This window comes from Enterobacter sp. H2G27 (assembly GCF_054403075.1).
Genome location: NZ_JBSVSI010000001.1, coordinates 1571669 through 1590532 on the forward strand (window position 1 = coordinate 1571669; position 18864 = coordinate 1590532).

Annotated in this window: 17 protein-coding genes; 10 read left to right on the forward strand and 7 right to left on the reverse strand. The window is 57.5% G+C overall.

Annotation, left to right across the window (positions count from 1 at the left end; all coding sequences use genetic code 11):
- The first annotated feature begins 7 nt into the window (after nt 1-7).
- The 8 genes from pheT to selO all read left to right on the forward strand — a co-directional run bounded on the left by pheT (nt 8) and on the right by selO (nt 8166).
- A complete protein-coding gene (gene pheT, locus ACW9E7_RS07460; RefSeq protein ID WP_458727495.1) occupies nt 8-2395 on the forward strand; it encodes a phenylalanine--tRNA ligase subunit beta in 2388 nt (795 codons plus the stop codon).
- A gap of 4 nt (nt 2396-2399) precedes the next feature.
- Nucleotides 2400-2699, forward strand: a complete 300-nt coding sequence (gene ihfA, locus ACW9E7_RS07465) for an integration host factor subunit alpha (protein WP_003857805.1) — start codon at nt 2400-2402, stop codon at nt 2697-2699.
- 103 nt (nt 2700-2802) lie between these two features.
- Nucleotides 2803-3783 carry a vitamin B12 ABC transporter permease BtuC gene (gene btuC / locus ACW9E7_RS07470; protein ID WP_111965766.1) on the forward strand — a complete coding sequence of 327 codons (981 nt, stop codon included), beginning with the start codon at nt 2803-2805 and terminating at the stop codon, nt 3781-3783.
- 22 nt (nt 3784-3805) lie between these two features.
- Nucleotides 3806-4357 carry a glutathione peroxidase gene (locus ACW9E7_RS07475; protein ID WP_136194714.1) on the forward strand — a complete coding sequence of 184 codons (552 nt, stop codon included), beginning with the start codon at nt 3806-3808 and terminating at the stop codon, nt 4355-4357.
- Nucleotides 4357-5112 (forward strand): vitamin B12 ABC transporter ATP-binding protein BtuD, encoded by a 756-nt coding sequence (gene btuD / locus ACW9E7_RS07480; protein WP_458727496.1) that lies wholly within the window; start codon nt 4357-4359, stop codon nt 5110-5112. The genes ACW9E7_RS07475 and btuD overlap by 1 nt, the downstream gene beginning before the upstream one ends.
- A gap of 74 nt (nt 5113-5186) precedes the next feature.
- The gene (locus ACW9E7_RS07485; protein ID WP_458727497.1) at nt 5187-5651 is read left to right on the forward strand and encodes a C40 family peptidase; all 465 of its coding nucleotides are present in this window, start codon (nt 5187-5189) and stop codon (nt 5649-5651) included.
- Nucleotides 5652-5945: 294 nt separating this feature from the next.
- Nucleotides 5946-6662, forward strand: a complete 717-nt coding sequence (locus ACW9E7_RS07490) for an EAL domain-containing protein (RefSeq protein WP_136194716.1) — start codon at nt 5946-5948, stop codon at nt 6660-6662.
- 61 nt (nt 6663-6723) lie between these two features.
- Nucleotides 6724-8166, forward strand: a complete 1443-nt coding sequence (selO, locus tag ACW9E7_RS07495; protein ID WP_458727498.1) for a protein adenylyltransferase SelO — start codon at nt 6724-6726, stop codon at nt 8164-8166.
- A 44-nt stretch (nt 8167-8210) separates the two neighbouring features.
- Here selO and ACW9E7_RS07500 read toward each other — a convergent pair whose 3' ends face one another.
- The 5 genes from ACW9E7_RS07500 to ACW9E7_RS07520 are packed head-to-tail and all read right to left on the reverse strand — an operon-like array spanning nt 8211 to nt 12985.
- Entirely contained in the window at nt 8211-8981 is a 771-nt protein-coding gene (locus tag ACW9E7_RS07500; RefSeq protein WP_458727499.1) for a 3-hydroxybutyrate dehydrogenase, read from the reverse strand.
- Nucleotides 8982-8991: 10 nt separating this feature from the next.
- Complete coding sequence (locus tag ACW9E7_RS07505) at nt 8992-10383, reverse strand: GntP family permease (RefSeq protein ID WP_458727500.1); 1392 nt, start codon at nt 10381-10383, stop codon at nt 8992-8994.
- Between the two features lie 44 nt (nt 10384-10427).
- On the reverse strand, nt 10428-11609 hold the full coding sequence (locus ACW9E7_RS07510; protein ID WP_458727501.1) for an acetyl-CoA C-acetyltransferase: 1182 nt from the start codon (nt 11607-11609) through the stop codon (nt 10428-10430).
- A gap of 9 nt (nt 11610-11618) precedes the next feature.
- Nucleotides 11619-12275, reverse strand: coding sequence for a CoA transferase subunit B (locus ACW9E7_RS07515; protein ID WP_458727502.1), 657 nt, complete (start codon nt 12273-12275; stop codon nt 11619-11621).
- Nucleotides 12276-12277: 2 nt separating this feature from the next.
- Complete coding sequence (locus tag ACW9E7_RS07520) at nt 12278-12985, reverse strand: CoA transferase subunit A (RefSeq protein ID WP_458727503.1); 708 nt, start codon at nt 12983-12985, stop codon at nt 12278-12280.
- Nucleotides 12986-13125: 140 nt separating this feature from the next.
- On the opposite strand from ACW9E7_RS07520, the gene ACW9E7_RS07525 reads away from it, so the two are divergent.
- A complete protein-coding gene (locus tag ACW9E7_RS07525) occupies nt 13126-14028 on the forward strand; it encodes a LysR family transcriptional regulator (protein ID WP_164850621.1) in 903 nt (300 codons plus the stop codon).
- Between the two features lie 19 nt (nt 14029-14047).
- On the opposite strand, the gene aroH is transcribed toward ACW9E7_RS07525, so the two are convergent.
- On the reverse strand, nt 14048-15094 hold the full coding sequence (gene aroH / locus ACW9E7_RS07530) for a 3-deoxy-7-phosphoheptulonate synthase AroH (protein ID WP_008500645.1): 1047 nt from the start codon (nt 15092-15094) through the stop codon (nt 14048-14050).
- A 152-nt stretch (nt 15095-15246) separates the two neighbouring features.
- Nucleotides 15247-16080, reverse strand: a complete 834-nt coding sequence (ppsR, locus tag ACW9E7_RS07535; RefSeq protein ID WP_008500644.1) for a posphoenolpyruvate synthetase regulatory kinase/phosphorylase PpsR — start codon at nt 16078-16080, stop codon at nt 15247-15249.
- 335 nt (nt 16081-16415) lie between these two features.
- On the opposite strand from ppsR, the gene ppsA reads away from it, so the two are divergent.
- Nucleotides 16416-18794, forward strand: a complete 2379-nt coding sequence (gene ppsA, locus ACW9E7_RS07540) for a phosphoenolpyruvate synthase (protein ID WP_023311316.1) — start codon at nt 16416-16418, stop codon at nt 18792-18794.
- Nucleotides 18795-18864: the final 70 nt, after the last annotated feature.

Here is an 18864-nt window from a genome sequence, read left to right on the forward strand (position 1 = left end):
CAGAACAATGAAATTCAGTGAACTGTGGTTACGCGAGTGGGTGAACACCACGCTGGACAGCGACGCGCTTTCTAACCAGATCACCATGGCGGGTCTGGAAGTGGACGGCGTTGAGCCGGTTTCCGGCGCATTCAACGGCGTGGTCGTCGGTGAAGTGGTAGAGTGCGGCCAGCACCCTAACGCTGACAAACTGCGCGTGACAAAAGTGAACGTGGGCGGTGACCGTCTGCTGGATATCGTCTGCGGTGCGCCAAACTGCCGTCAGGGCCTGAAGGTGGCCGTGGCGACCGTCGGGGCGGTACTGCCGGGCGATTTCAAAATTAAAGCGGCTAAGCTGCGCGGCGAGCCGTCTGAAGGCATGCTGTGCTCCTTCTCCGAGCTGGGTATTTCCGACGATCACAACGGCATCATTGAGCTGCCGTTGGATGCGCCAATCGGCACCGATATCCGTGAATACCTGAAGCTTGACGACAACACTATTGAAATCAGCGTCACGCCAAACCGTGCCGACTGCTTAGGTATTATCGGCGTGGCGCGCGACGTGGCCGTGCTGAACCAGACCGAACTGAACGCGCCGGAGATCGCGCCGGTTGAAGCGACCATCAGTGACGAGCTGCCTATTCAGGTTGACGCTGCGGATGCCTGCCCGCGCTACCTCGGTCGCGTGGTGAAAGGCATCAACGTGAAAGCGCCAACTCCGCTGTGGATGAAAGAGAAGCTGCGCCGCTGCGGTATTCGCTCTATCGACGCCGTGGTCGACGTGACCAACTACGTCCTGCTGGAGCTGGGCCAGCCAATGCACGCGTTTGATAAAGATCGTATCGACGGCGGCATCGTTGTGCGCATGGCGAAAGAGGGCGAAACCCTGGTTCTGCTGGACGGCAGCGAAGCGAAACTGAACGCCGACACTTTGGTGATTGCTGACCACAGCAAGGCGCTGGCAATGGGCGGTATTTTCGGAGGCGAGCATTCAGGCGTCAACGACGAGACGCAAAACGTGCTGCTGGAATGTGCGTTCTTCAGCCCGCTCTCCATCACCGGTCGCGCACGCCGTCACGGCCTGCATACCGATGCCTCTCACCGCTACGAGCGCGGCGTTGACCCGGCGCTGCAGTATAAAGCGATGGAACGTGCGACCCGCCTGCTGATCGACATCTGCGGCGGTGAAGCGGGCCCGGTTATCGACGTCACCAACGAAGCGACGCTGCCGAAGCGTGCGACCATCACCCTGCGCCGCAGCAAGCTGGATCGTCTTATTGGTCACCACGTTGCCGATGCGCAGGTGACCGATATCCTGAAGCGTCTGGGCTGTGAAGTAACCGAAGGCCAGGACGAATGGAAAGCCGTTGCGCCGTCATGGCGTTTCGACATGGAAATTGAAGAAGATCTGGTGGAAGAAGTGGCCCGTGTTTATGGCTACAACAACATCCCTGACGAGCCTGTGCAGGCAGGTCTGGTGATGGGCACCCACCGTGAAGCCGACCTGTCCCTGAAGCGTGTGAAAACCATGCTGAACGACAAAGGCTACCAGGAAGTGATCACCTACAGCTTTGTTGATCCAAAACTGCAGCAGCTGATCCATCCGGGCCAGGAAGCGCTGATCCTGCCAAGCCCAATCTCCAGCGAAATGTCCGCGATGCGTCTGTCCCTGTGGACGGGCCTGCTGGGTACTATCGTTTATAACCAGAATCGTCAGCAAAACCGCGTGCGCATTTTCGAAAGCGGTTTGCGCTTTGTACCGGATAATCAGGCAAATTTAGGCATCCGTCAGGATCTCATGCTGGCTGGCGCTATCAGCGGTAACCGCTATGAAGAGCACTGGGACCTGGCAAAAGGGACGGTTGATTTCTACGATATGAAGGGCGATCTGGAAGCGATTCTGGATCTGACCGGTAAATTATCTGAAATTGAATTCCGCGCAGAAGCCATCCCGGCCCTGCATCCGGGCCAGAGCGCTGCCATCTATTTAGACGGCAAACGCGTTGGTTTTATTGGGGTTGTTCACCCTGAGCTGGAGCGTAAACTGGACCTGAACGGCCGTACCATCGTGTTCGAGCTGGAATGGAACCCGGTGGCTGACCGCGTGATTCCTCAGGCTCAGGACGTCTCCCGCTTCCCGGCAAACCGCCGTGATATCGCGGTTGTGGTCGCGGAAAATGTGCCCGCAGCAGATATTTTGGCCGAATGTAAGAAAGTTGGCGTAAATCAGGTAGTTGGCGTAAACTTATTTGACGTGTACCGCGGCAAGGGCGTAGCAGAAGGTTTCAAGAGCCTCGCTATTAGCCTTATCCTTCAGGATACCAGCCGTACACTCGAAGAAGAGGAGATTGCCGCTACCGTCGCCAAATGTGTAGAGGCATTAAAAGAGCGATTCCAGGCATCATTGAGGGATTGAACCTATGGCGCTTACAAAAGCTGAAATGTCAGAATATCTGTTTGATAAGCTTGGGCTTAGCAAACGGGATGCCAAAGAGCTGGTAGAGCTGTTTTTCGAAGAGATCCGTCGTGCTCTGGAAAATGGTGAGCAGGTAAAACTCTCCGGTTTTGGCAATTTTGATTTGCGAGACAAAAACCAACGTCCGGGCCGCAACCCGAAGACGGGGGAAGATATTCCCATTACAGCCCGCCGCGTGGTGACCTTCAGACCCGGCCAGAAGTTAAAAAGCCGTGTCGAAAACGCAACGCCTAAAGCAGAGTAATATGAACTAACTAAAAAGGCCGCCCATGCGGCCTTTTTTCTTTGCGCTCTTCGGCAAACCCGCCGTAAAATCAATTACATCTCACGCTACTAAAACCGTACACATGCTTGATTATGCCCATCACCAGCACCGTTCCGATCGGCGTCACCTGCTTTTGCTGGTGCTGTTGCTCATTGCCTCCGCGGGCGTGAGCCTCTGCGCGGGCGACAGATGGATTGGGCCTGAAAGCTGGTGGGGGCCTGACGGGCAGCTCTTCGTCTGGCAAATTCGCCTGCCGCGGACCGTTGCGGTGGTTCTGGTCGGCGCCGCGCTGGCGCTATGCGGCACCATAATGCAGGCGTTGTTTGATAACCCTCTGGCGGAGCCGGGGCTGCTCGGGGTGTCGAACGGAGCGGGCGTAGGCCTGATAGCGGCGGTAATGCTGGGAGGAGGAGAACTCTCGGGATGGCGTATTAGCCTGAGCGCTATTCTCGGCGCACTGCTGATCACAGCGATCCTTCTTCGTTTCGCCAGACGGCACTTATCGACCAGCCGTCTGCTGCTTGCCGGCGTGGCGCTGGGGATCATCTGTAGCGCGTTGATGACCTGGGCGGTCTACTTCTCAACATCCTTTGACCTGCGACAGCTCATGTACTGGATGATGGGCGGTTTTGGCGGCGTTGACTGGCACCAGGGCTGGCTGATGGCGCTGCTGGTACCGGTCATCGTGTGGGCTGCCCTGCAGGCGCAGCCGCTGAATATGCTCGCGCTGGGTGAAACCTCTGCCCGCCAGCTCGGTATGCCGATTGGATTCTGGCGCAATGTGCTGGTAATAGCTATTGGCTGGCTGGTCGGCGTCAGCGTGGCTCTGGCGGGCGCGATCGGTTTTATCGGGCTGGTGATCCCACACATGCTGCGTCTGTGTGGCCTCACGGACCACAGAACCCTGCTTCCAGCCTCGGCGGTTGCCGGGGCCGTCACGCTGCTGGTGGCCGACGTCATCGCCCGGCTTGCCCTGACGGCCGCAGAGCTGCCCATTGGCGTGGTGACCGCCACGCTGGGCGCGCCGGTATTTATCTGGCTACTATTAAAAGCTGGACGTTAAATCGACAACCTGAGGAAATGCTATGCAGTCAGATATCCTGAATACTGAAGTGACCACCATTGATGGCGATAAAACCACGCTGGAACGCTACAAAGGCAACGTGCTGCTTATCGTCAACGTGGCATCCAAATGTGGCCTGACGCCGCAGTACGAGCAGCTGGAAAATATTCAGAAGGCCTGGGAGAAAGACGGTTTTACCGTGCTGGGCTTCCCGTGCAACCAGTTCCTGGGCCAGGAGCCGGGCAGCGAAGAAGAGATTAAAACCTTCTGCAGCACCACCTATGGCGTGACGTTCCCGATGTTCAGCAAAATCGATGTCAATGGCGAAGACCGCCATCCGCTGTATGCGAAGCTGATCGCTGCCGCGCCGAAGGCCGTTGCGCCTGAAGGGAGCGGTTTTTATGAACGCATGGCCAGCAAAGGCCGCGCGCCGCTTTACCCGGACGATATCCTGTGGAATTTTGAAAAATTCCTGATTGGTCGCGATGGCCAGGTCGTTCAGCGTTTTTCGCCCGATATGACCCCAGAAGATCCGATCGTCAAGGAATCGATCAAGCTGGCGCTGGCGAAATAATGTCTTTGCTGATGCAGCTCATGGACGTTGCCGAGAGGGGACGTCTTGAGCCGATGACCGGCGCCGTCAATGCGGGAGAAATCCTGCATCTTGTCGGGCCGAACGGCGCAGGAAAGAGCACGCTGCTGGCACGGATGGCAGGCATGACTGACGGAGAAGGGCAGATAACGCTGCTTGACCATACGCTCGCCGACTGGTCACCGGTCTCGCTGGCGCATCGGCGCAGTTACCTCGTGCAGCAGCAGGTGCCGCCATTTGCGATGCCGGTCTGGCATTATCTGATGCTGCATTTGCATGACAAACAACATACGGCACTGCTGACTGACGTGGCCGCGGCTCTCGGGCTGGAAGATAAACTGTCCCGGCACGCCAGCCAGCTTTCCGGCGGAGAGTGGCAGCGGGTGCGACTGGCGGCCGTCATCCTTCAGATCCACCCGGCAGGCAATCCTCACGGGCGGATGCTGCTTCTCGATGAACCCATGAGCGGTCTGGATGTGGCGCAGCAGGCTGCACTGGATACGCTTTTAAGCGCCCTGAGCCGACAAGGCATCGCCGTGGTGATGAGCAGTCATGACCTCAACCACACGCTGCGTCATGCCCACCGGGTGTGGCTACTGTCGCAGGGAAAGATGGTCGCCAGCGGTACGCGGGATCGGGTGCTTACGCCGTCCCATCTTGCCCGCGCATACAACATGTCGTTCCGCAGGCTGGATATAGAGGGACATAAGATGCTGATTTCTACCGGGCAAACGTAACCGTTTCTTGCCTCTTAGCACAATTGCACGCTAAATTACGAAAAGAACAAAAAAAGCAGAGGATTCGTCTGAAAATGCGATTCTGGTTTATCCTGATGGCCGCACTCTTTCTTGCGGGATGCAGTAGCCATCGTGCGCCGCCGCCTAATCCACGGCTTTCAGATTCGATCACCGTCATTGCCAGCCTCAACGACCAGCTGAGCAGCTGGCGCGGCACGCCTTATCGCTACGGTGGCATGAGCCGCGGCGGTGTAGATTGCTCCGGCTTCGTTCTGATGACGTTTCGCGACAAGTTTGATTTACAGCTTCCTCGCGAAACGCGCAGGCAGGCCGAAATAGGTACTGAAATTGATAAAGACGATCTACTGCCCGGGGACCTGGTTTTCTTCAAAACCGGCTCGGGTGAAAGTGGTCTGCACGTGGGCATTTATGATACAGACAATCAGTTCATTCACGCCTCGACCAGCCGCGGCGTGATGCGTTCTTCTCTTGATAATGTTTACTGGCGTAAAAATTTCTGGCAGGCACGACGTATATAGTCTTTGTCAGAAACTTCTCTTATGACGGCATGGTAACTAATAAATCATGCCGTTTTTTCTCAAATAAGATGCTTAAAGTTAAATTTATCTAAAATTATCGAATCCTGCATGTGTCTGTTTTATCTAAAACTGGCTATTATTTTGCAACCAGGATAAAATTATTTTAGATTCAGGGATAAATCTGAAAATAAATACGGAACTAATGAAATTAATCTTATTAAAATCAAGACAGTGGAATTGTGTCGGCAATTGCTCCAGGATGTCCTCTCTCATCTGTAATGCGGAGCGAGTGCAATGATTATTACGCTAGATAATGCTTACCAGTCTGAACTGCTGCTTCTGCCCGCCCGTAATAGCGCAGGGGAGCTTAAAGGTTTAGAGGTTCTGGTTAACTTTACTGGCGTCGGCAGCGATGTGAGGATCCCCACTGAACTCGTTATCCCTCGGCTTTCAGCAGCTGAAGAGTTAGTGCTTTTTAACGAAAAACTGCAATTGCTTGATACTTGTAAACTGTTTTTTATTCAGCATCAGTTAATTGCATGGATCAATATTACACCTGCAATAGTTGAATTTTTATTAAGTAATGGAAACGCTGTTTCAATTTTTGAGCGTTATCCGTTTCTTGAGTTTACTGTTAATGAGAATTATCCAGGTTTAAATAACGGCAAGGACGATCTGCAGCTGGCGAGAATGGCAATCCATTTCCCGTTGGTGCTGGCAAACTTTGGCGCAGGCGCCGCCTCGCTCAAAGCTGTCTATGATGGATTATTTAAACGGGTTATCCTCGATAAAGGATTCATTCAGCAGCGCGCACCGGAGCTCTCTTTTGAGCCTTTTATGCGCGCCATCCTCTGGCAAATCACACCGCATTGCCAGTCAGTGATCGTCTCGGGCATTGACGATCACAGCCTGTTGCAACGCGTGTTGTCCTTCAATTTTGGCGCCATGCAGGGCGCACTTTGGCCAGCCGTCTCTGCCGAGCACGTTACAACGCTGGTTCAGCAGCGATAACCCTTGCTTTCGCCCGTGTTTAACTCCGGGTAAACCCTCTACACTAAAAGCAGGAGGACCTATGACCCTGTCTTTTACTGCTCAATGGCATGACGAGTTGCCCGGCTTTTACACCGCACTCAAACCAACACCGTTACAAAATTCACGCCTTATCTGGCATAACGATTTGCTGGCAGAAGAACTGGCCATTCCGCCTGAGCTGTTTCAGCGTTCAGAGGGCGCTGGCGTCTGGGGAGGCGAAACGTTACTCGCCGGAATGCAACCACTGGCCCAGGTTTATAGCGGACATCAGTTTGGCGTCTGGGCGGGTCAACTGGGCGACGGCAGGGGGATCCTGCTCGGTGAACAACGGCTTCCCAACGGGGAGACGGTTGACTGGCACCTGAAAGGCGCGGGCCTGACGCCCTATTCGCGAATGGGCGACGGGCGTGCGGTTCTGCGTTCAACGATCCGCGAATGCCTGGGCTCCGAAGCGATGCATGCCCTGGGGATCCCCACCACCCGCGCGCTGTCGATCGTTACCAGCGATACGCCGGTTGTGCGCGAAACCGTGGAAAAGGGCGCAATGCTGATGCGTATCGCGCAAAGCCATCTGCGCTTCGGTCATTTTGAGCACTTTTACTATCGTCGCGAGCCGGAAAAGGTGCGCCAGCTGGCAGACTTTGCCATTCGCCACCACTGGGCGCATCTGATGGACGAGGCGGATAAATACGTTCTCTGGTTCAGGGATGTGGTGGCCCGTACCGCAACCCTGATTGCCCGCTGGCAAACGGTAGGCTTTGCCCATGGCGTTATGAATACGGACAACATGTCGCTTCTCGGGTTGACCTTCGACTACGGCCCGTTTGGTTTCCTGGACGATTATCAGCCGGGGTATATCTGCAACCACTCCGACTATCAGGGGCGCTACAGTTTTGACAATCAGCCCGCGGTGGGCCTGTGGAACCTGCAGCGGCTTGCGCAAACCCTGTCGCCGTTTATCGACGTTGATGCCCTGAATGATGCGCTCGACAGCTATCAGGACATATTACTGCGGGAATATGGCACGCTGATGCGCAACAAGCTGGGGCTGGTGACGCAGGAGAGGGGCGATAACGACATCCTCAATGGCCTGTTTGCCCTGATGGCGCGCGAGGGCAGCGATTATACGCGTACCTTCCGGATGCTGGGGCAGACGGAGCAGCACAGCGCCACCTCGCCGCTGCGCGATGAGTTTATTGACAGACAGGCGTTTGACGACTGGTTTGCATCGTACCGCGCGCGGCTGCAGCAGGAAGAGGTAGATGATGCGACTCGCCAGACGCAGATGAACGCCACGAACCCCGCAATGGTGTTGCGCAACTGGCTGGCGCAGCGGGCGATTGAGCAGGCGGAGCAGGGCGACTACGACGAGTTACACCGTCTGCACGTGGCGCTGCGCACGCCGTTTGCCGACCGGGATGATGATTACGTCAGCCGCCCGCCTGACTGGGGCAAGCAGCTGGAGGTCAGTTGCTCAAGCTAGAGATTTTTTGCCGGGAGGCGGCTTCGTCTTACCCGGCCTGAAAATCACTGCGCGACCCAGCCGCCATCCATATTCCACGCTGCGCCGCGAACGTTAACGGCGCTGTCGCTGCACAAAAACAGCGCCAGTTCGCCCAGCTGCTCCGGGGTAACAAACTCGCCCGAAGGCTGTTTCTCCGCCAGAAGTTGTTCCCGAGCCTGCTCCGGCGGAATGCCGTCGGCGATACGCTTGTCGATTTGCTGTTGCACCAGCGGCGTCAGTACCCAGCCGGGACAGATCGTATTGGCGGTAATGCCGGTGCGCGCGGTTTCCAGCGCCAGCGATTTCGTAAAGCCCACCACGCCGTGCTTGGCGGCCACGTAGGCCGACTTCTCTTTTGACGCGACCAGCCCGTGAACGGAGGCGATATTAATGATGCGCCCCCAGTTTTTCTCGCGCATGGCAGGGAGCGCCAGCCGGCTGGTGTGAAACACCGACGAGAGGTTAATGGCGATAATGTCGTTCCATTTCTCTACCGGAAACGCGTCAACCGGCGCCACGTGCTGTATGCCCGCGTTGTTAACAAGAATGTCCACGCCGCCAAACTGCGATTCGGCGTAGCGCATCATGGCTTCAATTTGCAGCACGTCACGCAGGTCCGCATCGTGATAGCCCGGCTTTTTGCCCAGGTGCGCAATAGCTTCTCTTGCTGATTCGCTATCGCCGAAACCGTTGAGGATAAGCTGCGCCCCGGCCTTCGCCAGTACGCGGGCGATCCCAAGTCCAATGCCGCTGGTCGAGCCTGTCACCAGTGCGGTCTTACCGTTCAGATTCATCTTTCTCTCCTTACACAACGCCGGTCAGATAGAACACGGCAATGACAAAAAACACTGCCAGACTTTTAATGATGGTGATAGCAAAAATGCCGCCGTAGGCCTGGCGATGGCTCAGGCCAGTAATCGCCAGCAGGGTAATCACCGCGCCGTTATGGGGCAGCGTATCCATACCGCCGCTCGCCATTGAAGCCACGCGGTGCAGCACCTCAAGCGGGATATTGGCGGCGTGGGCGGCGGCAATAAACGTGTCGGACATGGCGGCGAGCGCAATACTCATCCCCCCGGACGCCGAGCCGGTGATCCCCGCAAGCACCGTCACGCTGATGGCCTCATTCAGCAGCGGATTCGGAATAGCCGCCAGCGCGTGGGATAACACCAGAAAACCGGGCAGGGCGGCGATAACCGCGCCGAAACCATACTCCGAGGCGGTATTCATCGCCGCAAGAATGGCGCCGCTTACCGCGGTTCGGCTGCCTTCCGCCAGACGCCCCCGGATGTTGCGAAAGCCAAAAATCAGCACCAGCACGATACCTGAGATCAGCGCCGCTTCAACGGCCCAGATGGCGGTGATCTTGCCCACCTCGGTCACGATCGGTTTCGCCAGACCGGGCAGGGTCAGCTCGTGGGTCGTGCCGTACCAGCCGGGGATCCAGCGGGTAAAAAGCAGGTTCAGTATGCCCACCACCAGCAGCGGGGAGATAGCAATCAGCGGGTGAGGGAGGTTAATATTGTCCGGCGTTTCCGGTTCATTTTTCAGATCCGTGCCGTAACCTTCTTTGTTATTGAACGCCTTACGGCGCTGGCGCTCCAGCCAGAGCAGGCCAAAGACGATAATAAACAGAGATCCGATAAGCCCCAGCCACGGTGCGGCCCAGGCGTTGGTACCAAAGAAGCTGGTGGGGATGATGTTCTGGATCTGCGGCGTACCGGGCAGGGCATCCATGGTAAACGAGAAGGCCCCGAGCGCCACGGTGGCCGGGATCAGCCGTTTAGGGATGCCGCTCTGGCGGAACAGTTCGGCGGCAAACGGATAAACCGCAAACGCCACCACGAACAGCGACACGCCGCCGTAGGTTAACAGCGCGCACACCAGAACAATCACCGGGATGGCGTGGCGACGGCCCAGGATCTGAATCGCGGCGGCGACGATGGAGCGCGAGAAGCCGGAAAGCTCAATCAGTTTGCCAAACACCGCCCCCAGCAGGAACACAGGGAAGTAGAGCTTGACGAAGCCCACCATCTTTTCCATGAACAGGCCGGTAAAGGTCGGGCCGACGGCGCCCGGATCGGTCAGCAGTACGGCACCGAGCGCCGCAATTGGCGCAAACAAAATCACGCTATATCCGCGATAGGCCGCCAGCATCAGCAGCCCCAGCGCCGCCAGGGCAATTAACACGCTCATTACGACTCCTCACTTTAATTATTATTCGGGTACCAACGAGATGCTTAACGTTCAACGGTGAGGGCAATGCCTTGCCCGCCGCCTACGCACAGGGTGACGAGTCCTTTTTTAACGTCACGGCGCTGCATTTCGTGCAGCAGCGTCACGAGGATGCGGCAGCCGGAGGCGCCAATCGGATGGCCCAGGGCGATAGCGCCTCCGTTAACGTTCACCTTTCGCTCATCCCAGCCGAGCTGCTTACCCACCGCCAGCGCCTGCGCGGCAAAGGCTTCATTGGCTTCAATGAGGTCCACGTCATCGAGCGTCCAGCCCGCTCGCGCCAGCGCGGTCTGGCAGGCGCTGACCGGACCGATGCCCATCACCGACGGATCAACGCCCGTCACGGCGTAACTCACGATGCGGCCCAGGATCGGCAGTCCGCTCGCCCGTGCGTTTTCGCCGCTCATCAGCAGCACCGCAGCGGCACCGTCGTTGAGCGTGGAGGCATTTCCGGCCGTGACCGTGCCTTCCTCCTGCAAAAAGGCGGGGCGCAGCTGCGCAAGCTGCTCGGCGGTGGTGCCTGGCCGGGGCTGCTCGTCACGGCTGACAATAAGCGGAGGCTTTTTACCCTGTTTCACCGTCACCGGCGCAATCTCCGGGTCAAAACGACCCGCTTCGGCGGCGGAAGCCGCTTTCTGCTGCGACCGGGCAGCGAAGGCGTCCTGCTCTTCGCGGGAAACGCCAAACTGCCGGGCGACGTTTTCAGCGGTGATCCCCATGTGGTAATCGTTGAACGCGTCCCACAGGCCGTCCGTAATCATGCTGTCCTGCAGGCCCGTATGGCCAAAACGCAGCCCTGAACGCGCGCCGTCCAGTAGATAGGGGGCGTTGCTCATGCTCTCCTGACCGCCTGCGATAATCGCGTCCGCGTCGCCGCAGCGGATCGCCTGCGCGGCGAGCTGAACCGCTTTCAAGCCCGCGCCGCAGACCAGGTTGACCGTTGTCGCCGGCGTGCTGACGGGCAATCCGGCGGCGATGGCCGTCTGGCGCGCAGGGTTTTGTCCGCATCCCGCCGTCAGCACCTGGCCGAAAATCACCTCGTCTATCGTCTCTGCTGGAAGACCGTTGCTTTCAAGCAGACGATGAACCGCGACGGCTCCCAGCTCGGCCGCAGAGAGGGGCGCGAGCGATCCGCGAAAACTGCCAATGGGGGTTCGCGTGGCCCCGACAATCATGACCTCTTTCATGGTGAGTCCTCAGCTAAAGCGCATCTCGCGAACGTCGTCCGCCACAATCATTTTTCCGGCCGTCTTAGCCGCTATTTCGTCGATACTGACGCCGGGGGCGTATTCCCGCAGGATGAACGCGCCGTCCGCGATCTCGAGCAGCGCGAGGTCGGTTAAGACCCGGCGGATACAGCCCGCCCCCGTGAGCGGCAGCGTGCAGCGCGACAGTAGCTTTGACTCACCGCTTTTCGACGCGTGGGTCATCACCACAATGATGTTCTGCGCTCCGGCGACGAGATCCATCGCGCCGCCCATACCCTTCACCATCTTTCCGGGGATCATCCACGAGGCGATATTGCCTTCGACATCCACCTCAAACGCGCCCAGCACAGTCAGGTCAACATGGCCGCCACGGATCATGGCAAACGACTGGGCCGAGTCGAAAATGGCCGCGCCCGTCCGTGCGGTCACGGTCTGTTTACCGGCGTTGATCATGTCCGCATCAAGTCTCTGTTCGTCAGGAAACGCGCCCATCCCCAGCAGTCCGTTTTCCGACTGAAGCATCACGTCCATTCCTTCCGGAATGTAGTTCGCCACCAGGGTAGGAATACCGATCCCCAGGTTGACGTAATATCCGTCCCGCAGCTCGCGGGCGACGCGCATGGCCATCTGTTCACGGGTTAACATCGTCACACTCCTTCCGCGCGCAGGGTGCGCTGTTCAATACGTTTTTCAAACTGGCCGACAATCAGCCTGTCGACGTAAATGCCCGGGGTATGAATGGCCGACGGGGGCAGCTCGCCCGGGGGAACAATCTCTTCCACCTCGACGACCGTTATCCGGCCCGCCGTTGCCATCAGCGGATTAAAATTTTGCGCAGTATGCCGGTAGACGACGTTGCCGTACCAGTCCGCTTTCCAGCCCTTGATCAGCGCGAAATCACCGGTAATGGCCTCTTCGAGGATGTAGTGCTTACCGGCAAACTGGCGCACGTCTTTGCCGGTAGCCACGGGCGTGCCGTAGCCGGTGGCCGTGTAAAATGCCGGGATACCCGCACCGCCCGCTCGCACCTTTTCCGCCAGCGTGCCCTGAGGCGTGAGTTCAATCTCCAGTTCGCCGCTCAATACCTGCTGCTCGAACAGTGCGTTCTCGCCGACGTAAGAGGCCACCACTTTGCGAACCTGCCGCGTCTCAAGCAGAATCCCGAGACCGAAGCCGTCCACGCCGCAGTTGTTTGATACCACCGTCAGATCTTTCACCTGACGGCGTCTGACCTCTGCTATCAGGTTCTCCGGAATACCGCACAGGCCGAAGCCGCCCGCCAGCAAAGTCATTCCGTCCGTCAGCCCATCCAGCGCCTGCGCATAGCTGTCGACGCGCTTATCCAGTCCCGCCATCGTCATTCCTCCTCTTAACCGTGGCGGTATCATTAGGGGCGGCGACTCATTTGTTAATTTTGAATTTGTGACCCACTCATTTGGTTTTTTTATTAATTTCCTGTTAACTAAATTTTTTCAATTAGTTAACAAGGTGAAAAATGAGAATGAGTGTCAAACAGTTACGCGCGTTTTTAGCGGTAGCTCACACTCTCAATTTCGCGCACGCCAGCGAACGGCTGAATCTTTCCCAGCCGGCCCTGAGCCTGACGATTAAAGCGCTGGAGGACGCGCTCGGCGGACCGCTGCTGCAGCGGAGCACGCGCAAGGTCGCGCTGACGCAGGAGGGCGAGACGTTTTTGCCGATGGCGCGCCAGCTTCTTGCCGACTGGGATAACGTCGAAGAGGCGATGCACCAGTGCTTTACCCTGCAGCGCGGTAAAATTTCGGTTGCGGCCATGCCGTCGTTTGCCGCGAATGTCCTGCCCGAGGTGCTGAAAGCGTTTCGCGATCGCCATGCCGGGATTAACGTCACCGTGCATGACGTTATCAACGAGCAGGTGATAGAGATGGTGCGGGAAGGGCGCGTGGAGATGGGCATCGCCTTTGAGCCCGCGCCCACGCACAACCTGCTGTTTACGCCGCTGGGCCTCGACAGGTTTGTAGCCATTGTGCCGAAAGATTCCCCGCTGGCAGGCAAAAAGCGCCTGACATGGGAAGCGCTGCTGACGCTGGATTTCATCACCCTGCAGCGCCCTTCGGCGGTACGTCTGATGATGGAGGAGGAGCTGGCGCGAAGCGGCAGAAAGCTGGACGTGGCGCTGGAGAGTCATCAGCTGGTTACGGTCGGACGAATGGTCGCGAGCGGGCTGGGCGGCAGCGCCGTCCCGGCGCTCTGCGAGGCGCAGATGACGGCGCTGGGCGCGGTCTGTATCCCGCTGGATAACCCGCCCATTGAAAAGTGCATCGGGGCGATCCATCCCGGGCACACGCAGCTCTCTAAAGCGGCGCATGCCCTGCTGGAAACGCTGAAGGATTTTTATCAGCCGGGTCAGGCGGTGTGACCCGGCTGACCCGCATGCTTCAGAAGCGGGTATCTACTGCTGCGGCCAGCTTCTCCAGCAGCAGCTCGCTGTCTTCCCAGCTCAGGCACGGGTCGGTGATCGACTGGCCGTAAACCATCTGCTGTCCGGCAACGATTTTCTGCGTGCCTTCCTTGATGAAGCTTTCCGCCATAATCCCGGCAACGGCGGTCGAGCCGCTGCGGATCTGCTGGCAGATCTCATCGCATACGTCCAGCTGGCGGCGATGCTGCTTCTGGCAGTTGCCGTGGCTGAAATCCACTACCAGATGTTCCGGCAGGTCGAATTCGGCCAGGGTTTCACAGGCCGCCGCAATATCTTGTGCATGGTAATTGGGTTTCTTCCCGCCGCGCATAATGATGTGCCCGTAAGGGTTACCGCTGGTCTGGTAGATGGTCATATGACCGCTTTTATCCGGCGACAGGAACATGTGGCTGGCACGGGCCGCGCGGATGGCATCAACCGCAATACGGGTGTTGCCATCGGTCCCGTTTTTAAAGCCTACCGGGCAGGAGAGGGCGGAGGCCATCTCGCGGTGGATTTGGCTTTCGGTGGTGCGTGCGCCAATTGCGCCCCAGCTGATCAGATCGGCGATAAACTGCCCGGTCACCATATCAAGAAACTCGGTCGCCGTCGGCACGCCCAGCTCGTTGACCTGCAAAAGCAGCTTCCGCGCCAGCTCGATGCCGTGGTTCACGCGATAGCTGCCGTTGAGGTCAGGATCGGAGATCAGCCCTTTCCAGCCCACCACGGTCCGCGGTTTTTCAAAGTAGGTGCGCATAACAATCTCAAGGCGGTGCTGATACTTATCCCGCAGGCCCTGAAGCCGTTTTGCATAATCCATCGCGGCATCCAGGTCGTGGATGGAGCAGGGACCAATCACCACCAGAAGACGCTTGTCTTCACCATTGAGGATTTTTTCAATGCGGCGGCGGGAGGCCGTCACGTGTTCCGCAACGGCAGCGGAAACAGGATGCCGCTGGGCCAGTTCAGCCGGCGTAACCAGGCTGTCAATGCGCGCAGTGCGGAGTTCATCGGTTTTATTCATGGAATGTCTCAGAAAATTTTTGCTTCATCGGCAGACTACCGGGAAGTGATGGGCATCACCTTAAACCAATCCCTGCTGATTTCAAGTTCGGGGCGACACCGCCCCGTGGTTGCCGATGATGATACCTGAATCTGAGTTAATGTACTAGCATATTAGTACATGCGGCGGTTAAGGCCCATGATGTCGAGAATTTTGGTGGCAATTTCTTCCACCGAATAGTTGGTGCTGTTCAGCCATGGGATCTGATTTTTGCGGTACAGGGCTTCCACTTCGGAGACCTCCATCCGGCACTGGCGCATGGAGGCGTAGCGGCTGTTCTCACGGCGCTCTTCGCGGATAGCGGCAAGGCGCTCCGGATTAATGGTCAGCCCGAACAGCTTGTGCTGCAGCGGCTTGAGGGCAGCGGGCAGCACCAGGTTATCCATATCGTCAGCGATAAACGGGTAGTTGGCGGCGCGAATGCCGAACTGCATCGCCAGGTAGAGACTCGTCGGGGTTTTGCCGCAGCGCGACACGCCAAGCAGGATCACCTGCGCCTGGTCGAGATTGCGCAGCGAGATACCGTCGTCGTGCGCGAGGGTGTAATCGATGGCGGCAATACGCGCGTCGTACTTGGTCAGGTTGCCGGGGTTCAGCCCGTGGGTACGGTGGGCGATAGGGGTCGGGTCGAGCTTCAGCTCGCTTTGCAGCGGAGCCACCAGCGCCTGCACGATATCCTGGCAGAAGCCTTCACTCTGCAGAATGATGGCGCGAATCTCGGGGATAACGATGGAGTAGAACACCAGCGGGCGGACGCCGGTCTGCTGGTAAATGGCGTCGATCTGGTCCTTCACTGCTTTGGCGCGGCTCTCATTTTCGACAAACGGCAGCGTAATGCTGTTGATCGATACGGGAAACTGCGACATCACCGCGTGGCCCAGCACCTCGGCGGTGATCGCCGTACCATCAGAAATATAAAAAACGTGACGATCGACAGCACTATCCATTTTACCCACCCTGAATATCAGACGTAATTGTCTGAAAGCATAAATTAAAAAAGTAATTTACACAGCAAAGAACTTATCCTAATTATGAGTGAAACACTGTTTTTGATTTTCCTGAAAAGTGGATTTCATTTTTCAAATAGCGACTTTATTTTTGGGGTTTCTGGCTGAATATAGATGAATCATCGGGTTAATCGTTGATGGGAAAGTATCCGAAAAGTTGAAATTTTAAATTGCTTACACGATTCACCGTTTTTTTAGCGGAAATAAATATGCCAGTATAAAAACGTAGTCAGGTGTTACTTACTCCGATCAAATATCACAAAAGGATTGTTTCGATGTCCAACAATGGCTCGTCACCGCTGGTGCTTTGGTATAACCAACTCGGCATGAATGATGTAGACAGAGTTGGGGGCAAAAATGCCTCCCTGGGTGAAATGATTACAAACCTCTCGGGTATGGGTGTCTCCGTACCGAACGGGTTTGCCACCACCGCCGATGCCTTTAACCTGTTTTTAGACCAGAGCGGTGTTAACCAGCGCATTTACGACCTGCTGGATAAAACGGATATTGATGACGTCACCGAGCTTGCCAAAGCCGGGGCGCAGATCCGCCAGTGGATCATCGACACACCTTTCCAGCCGGAACTGGAAAAAGCCATTCACGACGCGTACAACCAGCTCTCCGCTGACGATGCGCAGGCCTCCTTTGCCGTACGTTCCTCTGCGACCGCGGAAGATATGCCGGACGCCTCGTTTGCCGGACAGCAGGAAACCTTCCTGAACGTCCAGGGTTACGATGCGGTGCTGGTGGCGGTGAAGCACGTGTTTGCTTCCCTGTTCAACGACCGTGCCATCTCCTATCGCGTGCACCAGGGCTACGACCATCGCGGCGTGGCGCTTTCCGCTGGCGTGCAGCGCATGGTGCGCTCGGACGTGGGCTCATCCGGCGTGATGTTCTCCATTGATACCGAATCCGGCTTCGACCAGGTGGTGTTTATCACCTCCGCGTGGGGTCTGGGTGAGATGGTCGTGCAGGGTGCGGTAAACCCTGACGAATTCTACGTTCACAAGCCTACGCTGGCCGCTGGCCGTCCGGCGGTGGTGCGCCGCACCATGGGCTCGAAAAAAATCCGCATGATCTATGCCCCGACCCAGGAGCATGGCAAGCAGGTTAAAATTGAAGACGTACCGCAGGAGCAGCGCGACCGCTTCTCCCTGACCGACGCTGAAGTGCAGGAGCTGGCGAAGCAGGCGGTGCAGATTGAAAAACACTACGGCCGTCCGATGGATATCGAATGGGCGAAAGACGGGAACACCGGCAAGCTGTTTATCGTGCAGGCGCGTCCGGAAACCGTCCGCTCTCGCGGTCAGGTGATGGAGCGTTATACGCTGCACGCCCAGGGCAAAATCGTGGCGGAAGGCCGTGCTATCGGTCACCGCATCGGTGCTGGTCCGGTGAAAGTGATCCACGACATCAGCGAGATGAACCGCATTGAGCCCGGCGACGTGCTGGTGACCGACATGACCGACCCGGACTGGGAACCGATCATGAAGAAAGCGGCGGCTATCGTTACCAACCGCGGCGGTCGTACCTGCCACGCGGCGATCATTGCCCGCGAGCTGGGTATTCCTGCGGTTGTCGGCTGCGGTGATGCCACCGAGCGCATGAAGGACGGCCAGAACGTGACCGTATCCTGTGCCGAAGGCGATACCGGCTACGTGTATGCCGATATCCTCGACTTCAGCGTGAAGAGCTCCAGCGTGGATACCATGCCTGACCTGCCGCTGAAGATCATGATGAACGTCGGCAACCCGGACCGCGCGTTCGACTTCGCCTGCCTGCCGAACGAAGGCGTAGGCCTGGCGCGCCTGGAATTTATCATCAACCGTATGATCGGCGTTCACCCGCGTGCGCTGCTGGAGTTTGACGACCAGGATCCGAAGCTGCAGAACGAAATCCGCGAGATGATGAAAGGCTACGATTCCCCGAAAGAGTTCTACGTCGGTCGTCTGACCGAAGGGATCGCGACGCTCGGCGCCGCTTTCTATCCGAAACGCGTGATTGTGCGTCTGTCTGACTTTAAGTCTAACGAATACGCCAACCTGGTCGGCGGCGAGCGCTACGAGCCGGAAGAAGAGAACCCGATGCTGGGCTTCCGCGGGGCCGGACGCTACGTGTCCGACAGCTTCCGCGACTGCTTCGCGCTGGAGTGCGAGGCGGTGAAGCGCGTGCGCAACGACATGGGGCTGACCAACGTCGAAATCATGATCCCGTTTGTGCGTACCGTCGATCAGGCGAAAGCCGTTGTTGACGAGCTGGCGCGTCAGGGGCTGAAGCGCGGCGAGAACGGGCTGAAGATCATCATGATGTGCGAAATCCCGTCCAACGCCCTGCTGGCCGAGCAGTTCCTGGAACATTTCGACGGCTTCTCTATCGGCTCGAACGACATGACGCAGCTGACCCTGGGGCTGGACCGTGACTCCGGCGTGGTCTCCGAGCTGTTCGACGAGCGCAACGAGGCGGTGAAAGCGCTGCTTTCTATGTCCATCCGCGCGGCGAAGAAGCAGGGTAAATACGTCGGGATTTGCGGTCAGGGTCCATCCGACCATGAAGACTTTGCCGCCTGGCTGATGGAAGAGGGGATCGATAGCCTGTCCCTGAACCCGGATACCGTGGTGCAAACCTGGCTGAGCCTGGCGGAACTGAACAAGTAACGCCACGCTGACCCGAAAAGGCGAGGATATTATTCCTCGCCTTTTTTATTTCCGCCCGAATATGCTCCCC